The following is a 13231-nucleotide window of genomic DNA, read 5'->3' as shown; positions in this document are numbered from 1 at the left end:
CGCGCGCCGGGAGGAGAGCGGCTGCTTCGCTTGACGGAAGCGCTGTGCGAGCTGCCCTGTCTGGCGGACCCGAGCGAGCGCGGCCTCTTCGCCGAGGTGCTCTCGGACCTGATGGACATCCACATCGACCTGCGGATGGTCAAGCAGCGCCAGGACGTCATCGCGATGGTGCGAGCGGTGTCCAGAGCACCCGCGGGTGAGCGCGTGTTGGTCGACGTCGTGGGGATCTTCGAAGGGGGCCGGGCCGCGGCCGAGTTCGCGGAACTGCTCGCCCCGGACGACCTCACAGGGCCGCTGTTAGGTCCCCTGACCCAACATGATGTGAATTACGCGCGCTCCCTTCTGGACGCCGTCGAGGGGGAGTTGTCCGGAGCCCGGTTGCGGGACCGGCTCGCCACGGAACTCCACCACGACCCTCCCGCCGGGCTGGCGCCCGGCCAGCTCTTCGGCTATCTCGTGGAGTTGAACGTTCAGCCGGACGGATTGCCGCCCGCCGTACTCCTCATGGACCATGCCGCCGAGCTGATCCAGACCCGGAGCCGACAGCGAGCCGTGGCCGAGTGGGCCGAGAGCTGGGTGGAACGGGCTGGACTGCGCCCCGAATTCGAGCTGCGTCGCGCCGATCGGGCTCGGGCCACTGCCGACCCGACCATCCCCAGATGCCTGGTGGTGGCCGTCGAACCGGCCGAAGACGGCTCCGGCGAGATCGTCGTCCGTCCCTGGCTGAACACTGTGCCCGGATACTGGCACCCTCGGCCCGCCGACCCCGAGACGACCAGCCTCGATGGGCTCGCCGCAGTGGTCGAGCGCGCCTTGCGGCAGGTGCTCCGGCGCTCCGCCGCGTTCCGTGAACCGTTGTCCGAGCTCGGACCTGCGACCCCGTACATCGAGTTCGTTCTGCCGTACGACCTGCTCAACCACGATGTCGCGGGACTGACCGTCCGTTCCGGCGACGGAGAGCCGCTGCCTCTGAGTCTGAAGTACGGGGTGCATCTGCGCAGTCTGGAACGGATGCGTACCGACGACGTCCTGGTCCGGGCGCAGTGGCACGAGCGGTGGGCCGCCCTGCAGAAGCACGGGATCACGGTCCATGGCTGGCGGGCGTCCACGGCGCGCGGGGCAGGGGAGTGGCAGACCGTCCTCGCCGGCGAACCCGGACACACGGCGCTGGTGCTGGACGCCCCCGACGGTGGCACGGCCGCGGCGGCGTTCAGGGCGGCCGTCGCGGAGGGGTTCGGGCTCGCGGTCTGGGACCGCAGAGGTGAGTTCAAGGAGGAACGGAGGGAAGTGGTGACGGGCATCTTCGCCGGCGTACGGCGTCACCCGGCCCACCTGCCCCATGCCATCCACGAGCTGAGACGTGCCGCCGAACTCGATGCCGCCGCATCCGAGTTGTTGGGCAGGCACATCGCCTTCTTCTGGGACGACCCCACCCGCCCCGTCGACATCCAGCCGCGCGCCGACTACGACCTGGAGCACGGACCACGGGCCGGACGCCCTGATGAGGCGGGCACCATCGACAGTGAGGAGACCCCGGTATGACCGCGCCGGAAACAGCGGACGGGCACAACGCGCCCCTCTTCCGCGCCACTGGGGCCGCCCCGCAGGGGCCACCGCCCGAACTGCCGCCCGTACCGCCGTGGCGCAGGTTTCGCGGCAGCCCGCCACAACCCGAGCCGCCGGACGACGACGAGGCGGCGCTGCGCCGCCTGGGGATCGCCGACGCCGTGCCGCAGCTCGACCAGGAGAGCTGCGACATCGTCAACGCCGCCCTGATGCTGCGCCGACCCCTGCTCGTCACGGGTTCCCCGGGCATGGGCAAGTCCACACTCGCCTACCTGATCGCCCGTGAACTCGGCCTCGGCCGGGTACTGGAGTGGAACATCGTCAGCAGGACGGTCCTGCGCGACGGCCTGTACACGCACGATGCTCTCGGTCGCGCCCAGGCCATCGCCGCCTGGCGCGCCGATCCTGCGGCGCCGATCCGTGCCGACCAGGAACTTGCTGCGGAAAGGCAACCGCCCCCGGCCCTGGGGGACTTCATCACGCTGGGCGCCCTGGGCACCGCGCTGTTGCCCCACGCCCGCCCACGCGTCCTGCTTATCGACGAACTCGACAAGAGCGACATCGATCTGCCCAACGACCTTCTGCACGTACTGGAGAACGGCAGTTACGAGATCCCCGAGCTGGTGCGTGACGCGATGGACAGCGCGCGTGTGCACACCAGTGATCCGGAGGGGGCCGCGCGGGTGCTGAGAGGACGGGTGGAGTGCCGGGAGTTCCCAGTGGTGGTGATCACCAGCAACGGGGAGCGGGAGTTCCCCGCGGCGTTCCGCCGGCGGTGCCTCCCCCTGGAGATGCCCACCCCCACCCGGGAGCAGCTGCTCGCCATGGTGAAGAGTCACCTGGGTGTCCTTCCGGCGGATGCGGCGGACCAGGTCGACCGGTTCGTCGAGCGGGTCAATGACGGTGGTACCCACTCCCTCGACCAGCTCCTGAACGCCGTACAGCTGACGAGTTCGGGCACCTTCCGGGCCGACGCCGGCGGGCTCAAGCTGCTGGAGCTGCTGCTGCGTGACCTGTCGAAGGGCCGCTGATGGACGGGGCGCCCCGGGAGCGTGCACCGTCCCGCCCCGACCGGATGGAGCAGTTCCCCCACTGGCGGGAACTTGCCGACGCCGTCTGGCTGAGTGCCCACTGGCCCACCGCCGGGCGCTCCAAGACCGAGACCGACCGGCCGCCGGAGGGCGACGAGGAGCGGTCGGCGGAGGCGCCGACGGTCCCGCCCCTCTCCCCGCCCGACGAGCCGCCGGAGCCGAACGGCGGCGACACCACCGGCCGGGGGTGGTCCTCGTTCGTCCCCGACCCGGACGGCCCGCGCCGCGTCCGGTTGGGGCTGCCCGTGCTGCCCCGGGTGCACACCGGCATCCGCGGACCGGACGGCCGTACGGCGGCGCTGGCCCGCGCCCTGCACCGGCTCGCCCGCCGGGTGCCCTCCCGGGACGCGGTGCGGCTGGACGAGGAGGCCACGGCGGAGCGCGGTGTCTACGACGGGTTGTGGATGCCGTGGTTCCGTCCGGCGGAGGCCACGGCGTTCGACCTGGTCCTCCTGGTGGACGACGCTCCCACCATGGCGATCTGGGGAGGGGCGGTGGCCGCTCTGTCCACCGCCGCCGAACAGAGCGGCGCCTTCCGGGCCGTACGCACCGTCAGGGTCACCGTGCCGGCCGTCGGTGAGCCGACACTGCGCTGGAGCGCGGCCCGCGCCGCGGCGGGCCCGGGGGAGATCCTGGGCGGGAGAGGAGACCGCGTCTTCATGGTCGTCACCGACGGTCTGGGGCATGGCTGGGCCGCTCCCCCCGCCGACCACCTGCTCGACCGCCTCGGACGGGCCGGTCCCACTGCCGTCGTGCATCTGCTCCGGCCCCATCTGCGCCACCGCTCCTCGCTGTACCCCCACGCCGTGATGCTGGAGGCCGGGGGCTTCGGCGCGGACAACCGCCGACTGGGTCTCGCGCCACCGGCACCCGGACCCGATCCGATGCGCCCCCTGCCCGAGGTGCGGGACGGCGTGCCGGTCCCGGTACTGTCCCTGAAACCGGGCTCGCTGGCGGCCTGGGCCGATCTGGTCGTCTCCGAGCCCGGCGTGCACCGCGCGGTGCACGCCGTGGTGGCCGGCACGCTGCGGCACGGAACCCCCGCTCCGGGTCTGCACGCTCCGCGCCGTGCGCGCACCGCGGTACAGCTCTTCTCCACCCTGGCCACTCGCGCGGCCCGCCGTCTGGCAACCCAACTCGCCGCAGTACCCCTCGACTTCGAGCTCATTGAGCAGCTCCGGCTGCGCACCATGCCGGAGACCGGTCCCGAAGAGCTGGCCGAGATTCTGATGGGTGGCCTGATCGACTGGGGCGGCCCCGACACCGAGCCCCCCGAGTTCGCCGAAGGGGTGCGCGAAACGCTGCTCGCCTCGACCACAAGAACCCAACTGGCCCGCACCATCGGCATTCTGGGTGAGCTGCCCGCGGCTGGACAGCGGGGCGTCGCCCTGCGCGCCGCCCTGCGCGATCCGCTCGGTGCCGCCCTGCCGGACGAGGGCGCACCGGGATGGCGGCAGTCCGAACTCGCCGTCATGCGGGCGCTTTCGGGGCCGTACGCCGAACGTGCGCGGCTGATCGAAGAGGGCGAAGGTGATGCCGGGGGTCTCCTCGCCGATGCCCGGCGGACACCTGCCGTGTCGCTCGACCCGGCGGCACACGAGCCGACGCCCGCGGACACGATGGCCACGGGTCCTGCGGCGGTGGAGGAACCGGCGGAGCCACGGCCTGTGCCGACGAGGATTCCGTCGGGCACCCCGGCCCTGCTGGTGAACGTGCCTTTGCGGAACACCGCGTTCGTCGGTCGCCGGTATCAGCTCCGCGCCATGGAGGAGCAGTTGGGCGCTCAGGAGAAGGTGGCCGTCCTGCCGCACGCGCTGCTCGGCCTCGGTGGCGTCGGCAAGTCACAGCTGGCGTTGGAGTACGTGTACACCCATCAGCACGAGTACCAGGTGATCTGCTGGATCTCCGCCGAGCGGGAGGCCCTCATTCTTTCTGTGCTCAGTTCCCTGGCGTCCCAGCTGGGTCTGGCCCCGCCTGGAGACGGCAACGCTGTCTGGTCCGCCAACCGGGCCGTCCCCGCAGTGCTCGAGGCGTTGCGCACCGGAGTGCCGTACGGCAGCTGGCTGCTGGTCTTCGACAACGCCGAGGACGTCGACCTGGTGCGGAGCTACTTCCCGACCAGCGGACCGGGCAAGGTCATCGTCACCTCCCGCAACCGCGCCTGGGAGCGGGTCGGACACCCACTGTCAGTGAACGTGTTCGAGCGGGAGGAGTCCGTGGCACTGCTTCAGCGACGCTCGCCCGATCTTGCGACTGCGGATGCCGACCGACTGGCCGAGGCCCTGGGCGATCTGCCGCTCGCCGTCGAGCAGGCCGGTTCCTGGCGAGCCGTCACCGGTATGCAGGTCGACGAATACCTCGATCTGCTCCACCGGCGCAGTCCGGATGTCCTGGAACTCGACCCGGGTCCCGACTACCCGGTGTCCGTGGCCGCCGCCTGGGACATCTCACTTGACCGGATCCGGGCGAACAACCCCGGCGCCCGGCAACTCCTCGACATCTGCGCGTGCATGGCGCCCGAACCCATACCGCTCGCCATGCTGCGGAGCATCCGCGGCCTGAACATCACGCCCGAGATCGACCCGTTGCTGCGCGAGTCGATCAGACTGGCTCGCGCGATCCGCGATCTCTCCCAGTTCTCCCTGGTCAGACTGGACCCGCGGACGGACACGCTGCAGATGCACCGGCTGTTGCAGACCGTGCTCCTCACCAAACTGGCACCCGCGGAGCGGAAGCAGACGCAGGATGCCGCCCACCAACTGCTGGCGGCCGCCAAACCGGGCCAGCCGGGCGACTCTTCGCAGTGGCGCGGCTACCAGGCCCTGCTCCCCCACGTCCTGAGCTCCGAGGCGCCGATCAGCACCGACTCCTATGTGCGTGAACTGGTCCACGACACCGTGCTGTTCCTCTACTACTGGGGCGATCGCGAAGGCGCCGCAGACCTGGCGCGGTGGACCTACGGCGCCTGGCTCGCGACCTCCGGAGAGGAGGACATGCATGTCGTCCGCATGGCGAAGACCTTCGCGTTCGCACTGCGGCAGATCGGTCAGATTCCCGAGTCCATCCCGCTGACCGAGCGGGCGTTGGAGGTCTCCCGTCGGATCGACGTCGAGGAGGACCTCGTCGACTCCCTGTGCGAGATGGCCGACGCGCGCCGCTACCAAGGGCGGTTCCAGGAAGCCCGGGATCTGGGCGCGGAGGCCACCGGGCTGGCCCGGTCCCTGTTCGGCACCGAGGACCCCATCACACTACGGGCCGTCCACAGCTGGGGAGTCGATCTGCGGCTGTGCGGGCAGTACGCAGAGGCCCTGCCACTGGACAGAGAGAACGCCCGACTGCGCGAGATGCTGTACGGGTCCGCCAGTTTCTTCACCCTCAACAGCCTCAACGCTCTCGCCATCGACATGCGGGAGAGCGGCGACTACCCCGGTGCCCGGGCGTTCCAGGAGGACCTCTACCACCAGGCACGGCGGGAGTTCGGCGAGGAGCACCCCCTCACCCTGCGGATCGCCCTCACCCTCGCGGTCTGCCGACGCAGGGACGGGGAACTCACCCAGGCCGCCACGCTCTCCGAGGAAACCCTGCGGGGCTTTCTGATCCGCTACGGTTCCGAGCACCCCGACTCGCTCGCGGCGGCGCTCGACGTGGCCGTCGACAGGCGGCTGGCCGGGGATCTCGCGTCCGCGCGCGAACTGGGCGAGACGACCGCGCGGCGCTGGGCGGCACGTCTGGGCGACGACCACCTCTGCACCCTGGTGGCGAGGGCCAACCAGGCCGCCACGATGCGTGCGATGGGTGTCCTCGACGCGGCGGAGGAACTGGACGACGACGTCGCACGCCGCCTGGCCGGGACGGTCGGGCTCCGCCACGTCACGGTGCTCACCGTCGCCATGGGCCGGGCCAACACGGCATACGCGAGACTGGACTTCGAGCAGGCCCGGGCGATCGACGAGGCCACCTTGCCGACCCTGACCGAGGTCGCGGGAGAGCGGCACCCGCTGAGCCTGTCCTGCGCCGCCAACCTGTCCCTCGACCTGCGGGGCCTGGGGCTGGGCGCGGAGGCGAACGAACTGCAACGCACCGCGGTCGAGGCACTCCACCAGGTGGTCCGGCACGACCATCCCTGGATTCTGAGCGCCCGGCAACGTCAGCGCATCGAATGCGACATGGCCTACATTCCGCTGTAGTCCTCCGCAACCCACCCACATTGGCCGACGTCCGGTGATTCGGACCCACCTGAAACGCGGGGCACGCATGTCGACGGTTGTCTTCCTGCACGGCACAGGAGTACGTGAACCGGGCTTCTCGGCGCTCGTGGACCGGGTGACGGCCGGACTGACCGCGCTGCGTGACGGTCAGCGCATCGTGCCCTTCTACTGGGGAGGCACTCACGGGGCGAAGCTCGCCGCAGGCGGGGCGAGTCTGCCGCCGTCCCAGGGAACGGCCCGTGGTCCGGCCGGACCGGAGGCCGACGGCGCGGACACCGCAGCCTGGGCCGTCCTCTACGACGACCCCTACGCCGAGTTGGCCCTCGCCGCGGTTGGCACGGAATCCGCCGTCGAGCGGCCGCCCGGCTCGGTACCGCCCCAGCAGCGGATGCGGCACCGGCTGGCCGCCCTCGCCGCCCAAGGTGACGCGCCTGCGGCCGAGTTGGGTCCCGGTCTGGCCGGTGCGGCCACGGAACTGGCCGCCCACCCGCTGCTCGGCCCCGCCTCCGAAGCTCTCGGCGCGGAGGACCTCGCGGCTCTCGCCGCGCGCAGCCTCACCGCCAGTGTCATCGGCGGCCTCCTCGACTCCGATGCCCCGGTCGCACCGTCCGGCGACCTGCGCGACGCGGTCACCGAACGGCTCGGCGAGGCCCTCGGCGCACCGCCCCGGGGCACCGAGCGCGGCCTGGGCACCCTGCTGCTGCGGGCGGCCGGCTCAGCCGCCTCCCGGGCCGCCGTACGCCGTCGCCGCCCCCTGACCGAAGCCGCCCACCCCGTCGCCGGGGACGTCCTGCGCTATCTCAGCCGGGGTGAGCCGCTCCGCGCCGACCTGCGCACCCTGCTCGCGGGCTGCGAGCCACCCGTAACCCTCATCGGGCACAGCCTGGGCGGCATCATCGCCCTGGACACCCTCGTGACCACGCCGCTGCCGCAGGTACGGCTCCTGGTGACAGTGGGATCCCAGGGACCCTTCCTCTACGAATCGGGTTCCCTGCCCTCCCTCCTGCACCCCGAGCCACTGCCGGCACACGTGCCCCACTGGCTGAACCTCTACGACCGCCGCGACCTGCTGAGCTACCTGGGAGCCCCGTTCTTCCCCGGCCGGGTCGACGACCGGTGCGTCGACAACCGTCAACCGTTCCCCGCCGCCCACAGCGCCTACTGGACCAACCCGGACGTGTACCGATGCATCGCGAAACACCTGCCATGACCGGCCCGGACCGCCCCGCGCCCCGCCTGGACCCCACCTCCGTCCACGCCCTGATCGTGGGCATCGAGAGCTACGAAGCGGGCACTTCCTGGGATCTGCCCGGGCCCGCCCGGGACGCCGTCGCCTTCCACCGGTTGCTCACGTCCGCCGGGGTGCCGGAGACACAGCTGAGCCTCCATCTGGCGCCATTGCCGCCTTTCGTACCGGGCGTCGACCATCGGTCGGCCGACCAGGCCACGCTCCGTCGTGTTTTGGTGCGCGAGTTGCCGGCGGCCCAGGGCGACCTCCTGTGGGTGTGGTGGGGCGGGCACGGAGTCCTCGACCGGGCCGGGCACATGCGCCTGTTCTGTGCGGACGCCACCACGGCTGACAAGGTGTCGATCGACCTGGAGTCCGCCCTCACCCGCTACACCAGCGACGCCGTACCCGCGTTCGCCGAGCAGCTGTGGATCGTGGACGCATGCGAGACCTTCGAGGAGGAGCTCGCCTTCCGCGACCCACTGCCCGCCGACACCCTGCCTTCCGGCCGGCGCACCCTCGTCCACCGGCAGACACTGCTGCGCGCCGCGGGCGCCGGCCGGCAGGCCGTCAACGATCCGGTACGGGCCACCGGCCTCTTCTCGGACGTACTTCTCGCTCTCCTCGCAGACCGTGCGTCCGTCCTGCCCGCGCATCCCGATCCGGAAGAGCTGTTCTCTGGCGTACGGGAACGGATCGGGGCCCTGCGGGCCTCGGGCCGTACCTTTCAGCACCCCGAGATACAGCTCCGGATTCCCGGCCGCACCGAAGTCCTGCCCGCGGCCCGCCCCCTCGACGCGGAACGCCCGGCCTCCCCGCTGGGACGGGCTGTGGAGGCCCTGCTCGCCTACCCGTTGATGAACGATCCTGTGGAACGGCAGACCGTGATCGCCGCGTTGAGCCCCGAGACCGCCGCGATGCTGCCGCGACACCCCAGGCCCCGCACCGATGCCAGCGGCGTTCTGACCGCGCTGGTCCGGCGCTCCCCGGAAGCACTGTGGGAGCTGTACGACGCGGTGCTCTCCGTGGACGGCGATCCCGGACGACGTACCGAACTGGCTGCCGCACTGCGTGAATTGGCACGCTCACATAACGCGAGGAAAGGGACGGGACATCATGTGCGATGATCGGGCGGTCGTCGGGCCACAGTGCCGGACCGGTTCCGGTGCCCTGGGTACCGTCGAGAAGAAGGGGGAGGCATCTTGCACCGGACTCCCGAGCCGGATGTCCCGAGCTGGGAATCAGACCTGACGGACCTCACCGACATGCCTCTCGCCGCCCTCGAGTCCCTGTCACCGCTCGGCCGCACCGACCGGCTCCTGGAAGAGGTGCTGCGTCCCCGCACCAGCATGAGAGGCGGCGGCGAACCGGGGCCTGCCAGGGCCGAGTAGCGACGTCATCCTGCCCGCGCAGGGCCCGTCGTACCGCCCATCCGTCCGGATCCACCCCGGAGGCCTCCCGGATATGAGCCCCGCACAACATCGCTCCCCACTCCGTATGCCCAACCGGTATTTCGCCGAGCTGGCCGGCGGGGGTGGCTCGCCCGAGGCGCTCGCCCTTCTGGAACGCGGCGAGCGGGCACGCAGACTGCTCCTCTTGCGCACCCTCCTGGCCAAGCTGGCCGCCCTGCCCACACCGCTCTCTCCGCCTGCGGAGGCGTGGCGGACTCTCCGGGACACAGCCGCGGAAGCTCCCGACCCGGTCGAGCGGCTGCTCCTGGCCCCGCAGACCGGCAGCTGGCTCGCGCACACGCTGCGCCGACTGCACGACAGCGCGGGCGGCCCGCCCCTGTGGACGGAGACCGGCCACCTGTGCACACTCGCAGTCACGGCGGCCCTCAGGGCAGGGACCCGCGCAGACCTCCTCGTCCCCCTCACGGACGGCGCACTGCACCTCCCGGGGCTGGGCACGGCATGGCTGAGCGGAGCCGGGCCGGGGCCGACGGTCGGCAGGGCGCAGGCGGAGCGGGGCGAACTCACCCTGACATCCAGCACTGTTGACACAGCCACGCTCACCTGCCGCCCCACACTCGTCCCGGCCGCCGAGGAACTCGCTCCGGCGGTGGGCGCATCGCACTGGATCCCTCTGCGCGCACTCGTGTACACCGGCCCTTCGGGCACGGCCATCATTCCGCTCGACGATCTTGACCCGTACCGCGACCTCGACGAACCCGTGCCCGCCGCACGACTCGACGCCGACGAAGCCGCGGCGTGGCAGGAGATGTTCGAGGAGGCCGCCGCCTTCCTCTCCCGACCGGAACCGGGGCCAGGGCGACTTGACCCGGGCATGGTCCGCACCGTCGTCCCATGGGGACGGACCAGCGTCAACCCACCGCCGCCGTCCGACGTACGTGTGTCGGCGACCAGCGGTGACTCCTTCGGCGCCATGGTCATCGCCCGCCCCGGCTCCTCGCTCGCGCTCGCCGAGACGCTCGTCCACGAGTTCCAGCACAGCAAGCTGGCCGCTCTCCTGCACCTGTTCCCGCTGCTCGACGACGACCGGGCGGAGCGGTACTACGCGCCCTGGCGTGCTGACCCGCGCCACCTCACCGGCCTGCTGCACGGCGCGTATGCGTTCACGGGTGTCGCCGGCTTCTGGCGGGACCGGCTGGCTGAGGCCCGGGACAACCGGCCGGCCGAGGAGGCCGGTTACCACTTCGCGCTACGACGCCTGCAGAGCCGGCTCGTCGTCCGCACCCTCCTGACCAGCGGTCGGCTCACCGTGCAGGGCCGTGCGCTGGTGACCGGCCTCGCCCGCACCCTGGACGGCTGGCTACGTGAGCCCGTCCCGCAGGCCGCGCTTCGCCGGGCCCGTACGGCAGCCGCCCTGCACCGTACCGAATGGCGGTTGCGCAACGTCCTCCCGCGTTCTGGTTCGGAGCCGCCGAGGTTCCGGCCCGACCGAACCTCGTGGCCGGACCTGCGCACTCATGCCTTCGCCACCGGCCCGGCCGTCCCACGCACCGCCGACGAGTACCTGGCAGCTGGGCACCCGGCCGCCGCCCTGGCCCGGTACGGCGACGCCCTGGTCGGCGACCCGGCCGAACCGCACCGGCTCGCCGGATGGATCGTCGCCCGCGCCGCACTTGAGCCCGGTCGCGCCGCCCGCCGGATGCTGGCCCGTCCGGAACTGCTGCAGCCGTCGCCAAGCGACTGCTGAGGTTCACCCCACCAACCGCAACCGCTCGCCGCACACCCCCACCTCCACCGTCTGCCCCCACGTCAGCTCCAGCGCGTCGCCCTCCATCCCGTCCCCGAAGGCGATCAGCCGTTCGGACTCGACGGTGAGGCGGAGGCGGGTGGGGGCGGGGAGTTCGCCGGCGGTCAGGGAGGTGCCGGTGGCCGGGGAGGGCCAGGCCTCGCGGACGAACCAGAGCAGGCGGGTCTCCGTCGGGGCCGGCAGCCGTAGGGCACCGCCCCGCTCCTGCCACACCGAGCGGAGCCAGCCCGTGGCCCCGGTCCCCGTCCCCACCAGCACCCCGGAGGAAGCCTGGGCCTCGACGACACCCCCGTCGCCCTCCAGGCCCAGGCGGTATCGGGCGGTCTGATGACCGGCGGCGCCCAGGTAGATCTCGTTCAGCGCGACGAGCCGCTGGGTGTCGTCCGCGACGGCCTCGACCATCGTCAGCTCGTCGACGCTCGCACCGGCCACCGCCAGCAACTCCGCCGCGTCCCGCGGGCGGTGGCGTACCAACACGCCCGGGTTGCGGCCGGGTTCGGTGTCGATGCCCAACACCGGTTGCCCGGAAAGGTACTTGGCGGTGTTCGCCACCAGTCCGTCCTGTCCGACCACGACCACGACGTCCTCGGGCGCGAACAGGAAACGGTCCAGGTCGGCCCGCTCCACCCGCGCCTGACGCCAGGTCAGCGGAATCGCGGCGGTGACCTCGGCGAGCGCCCGCCGGGTGCGGTGGTGGCGTTCGGCGACCTCCTCGATGTCCCGGCCCCGGGAGGCGAGGAAGAAGGCGGCCTGGCCGTGGGTGCCGTGGTGGGCCACCAACTCCTCGTACTCCGTGGTGCGATGGACCAGGACGGCCCGTGGCGCGAGGCTCACTCCGGCTCCCGTGCGCCCAGCCTGGCCAGCAGCCCCGTCAGGACGTCCGGCGAGATCGTCACGCTGTCGATGTTCGGGATGTTCTCCGCGAGCCGGGTCCCGGTGAGGGCGTGCAGGGTGGCGACGTCGACATCCGCGTGCACCCGCAACCAGGCGGCCTGTGCCTGTGCCTTGGCGTCACCCACCGCGCGCACCCCGTCGGCCTCCGCGTGGGCGAGCCGTACCGAACGGGTCGCCTCCGCCTCCGCCCGTACCGCGTCCGCGGCCGCGTGCTCCTCCGCCTCGCGGCGGGTGTTGGTTCCGCGCTGTTCCACCAACTGCTCCTCGCGGCGGGCGAGTTCGATCTGGCTGGCCAGTTCGTTCTCGGCGATGGTCCGCTCGCGTTCGACGGCGACGGCCCGCCGTTCGTAGGTCGCCCGGTCGGCCTCCTGCTGGATCTGTTCGCGGGCCGGGGTGCGCAGCGCCCGCTCCACCTCGGGCTCGGGACGCAGGGCCATCACCCGTACGGCGACCACCTCGATGCCGGTGGCCGGGAGCCGTGGCTCCGCGTCCAGGCCCGCCGCGATCCGTTCCCGCACCGCGGTCACGCCGTCCACCAGGGCGGAGGACAAGGGCGTGCGGGCCAGTACGTCGAGCGCGTGCTGCTGGGCCGTCTCGGTGAGCAGGGTGCCCAGTTGCTCCAGGGGAGCGCCCCGCCACACCCCGGTGTCCGGGTCGATCGAGAAGTCCAGGCGGGCGGCGGCGAGGGCCGGGTCGCCGATCCGGTAGGTGACCGTCGCCTGGACCGCCACGTCCTGGAAGTCGGACGTACGGGCATGGAACGTCATGGCCAACTCACGGTCGTCGACCGGCACTTCGGAGAGCGCTGTGGTCAGTGCGCGGTACCAGAAGCTGAGTCCGGGGCCGTCGTGCAGCAGTGTGCCGCCGCGGTGGTGCCGGATGTGCGCCGTGGGTGCGCCGCGCAGATGGCGCCAGCCGAGGCGCCGGGTGATGTCGGCCATCGAGCCCCCTCTTTTCGTCCGTACGACGATAACCGCGCATGCCGTTTATCGTCAAGGGGACGAGAACAAGAAACTCCGCCGAAC

9 protein-coding genes are annotated in these 13231 nt (G+C 71.8%); 7 read left to right on the top strand and 2 right to left on the bottom strand.

Annotation, left to right across the window (positions count from 1 at the left end):
- Positions 1-30: 30 nt before the first annotated feature.
- From AB0D34_RS07070 to AB0D34_RS07040, 7 genes are all read left to right on the top strand, one after another.
- Positions 31-1542, top strand: coding sequence for a hypothetical protein (locus AB0D34_RS07070; RefSeq protein ID WP_362657674.1), 1512 nt, complete (start codon positions 31-33; stop codon positions 1540-1542).
- Positions 1539-2597, top strand: a complete 1059-nt coding sequence (locus AB0D34_RS07065) for a MoxR family ATPase (RefSeq protein WP_362657671.1) — start codon at positions 1539-1541, stop codon at positions 2595-2597. The genes AB0D34_RS07070 and AB0D34_RS07065 overlap by 4 nt, the downstream gene beginning before the upstream one ends.
- Positions 2597-6844: an FxSxx-COOH system tetratricopeptide repeat protein gene (gene fxsT / locus AB0D34_RS07060; protein ID WP_362657668.1), complete on the top strand. Its 4248-nt coding sequence runs from the start codon at positions 2597-2599 to the stop codon at positions 6842-6844. The genes AB0D34_RS07065 and fxsT overlap by 1 nt, the downstream gene beginning before the upstream one ends.
- A gap of 67 nt (positions 6845-6911) precedes the next feature.
- Complete coding sequence (locus tag AB0D34_RS07055) at positions 6912-8075, top strand: hypothetical protein (RefSeq protein ID WP_362657665.1); 1164 nt, start codon at positions 6912-6914, stop codon at positions 8073-8075.
- Complete coding sequence (locus AB0D34_RS07050) at positions 8072-9220, top strand: caspase family protein (RefSeq protein ID WP_362657662.1); 1149 nt, start codon at positions 8072-8074, stop codon at positions 9218-9220. Before AB0D34_RS07055 ends, AB0D34_RS07050 begins: the two co-directional genes overlap by 4 nt.
- A 75-nt stretch (positions 9221-9295) precedes the next feature.
- Positions 9296-9484, top strand: a complete 189-nt coding sequence (locus AB0D34_RS07045) for an aldo/keto reductase (protein ID WP_362657659.1) — start codon at positions 9296-9298, stop codon at positions 9482-9484.
- 106 nt (positions 9485-9590) lie between these two features.
- Positions 9591-11252, top strand: coding sequence for an HEXXH motif domain-containing protein (locus tag AB0D34_RS07040; protein WP_362657656.1), 1662 nt, complete (start codon positions 9591-9593; stop codon positions 11250-11252).
- 3 nt (positions 11253-11255) lie between these two features.
- Here the strand turns inward: AB0D34_RS07040 and AB0D34_RS07035 are convergent, their stop codons facing one another.
- Positions 11256-12146, bottom strand: coding sequence for a hypothetical protein (locus AB0D34_RS07035; RefSeq protein ID WP_362657654.1), 891 nt, complete (start codon positions 12144-12146; stop codon positions 11256-11258).
- Positions 12143-13147 (bottom strand): SPFH domain-containing protein, encoded by a 1005-nt coding sequence (locus AB0D34_RS07030; protein ID WP_362657651.1) that lies wholly within the window; start codon positions 13145-13147, stop codon positions 12143-12145. Before AB0D34_RS07030 ends, AB0D34_RS07035 begins: the two co-directional genes overlap by 4 nt.
- Positions 13148-13231: the final 84 nt, after the last annotated feature.

It is taken from the genome of Streptomyces sp. NPDC048420, from assembly GCF_040651535.1.
Taxonomy (GTDB): domain Bacteria; phylum Actinomycetota; class Actinomycetes; order Streptomycetales; family Streptomycetaceae; genus Streptomyces.
Note: the sequence above shows the minus strand (reverse complement) of the source record. Positions and strands in the feature narration are given on the sequence as shown.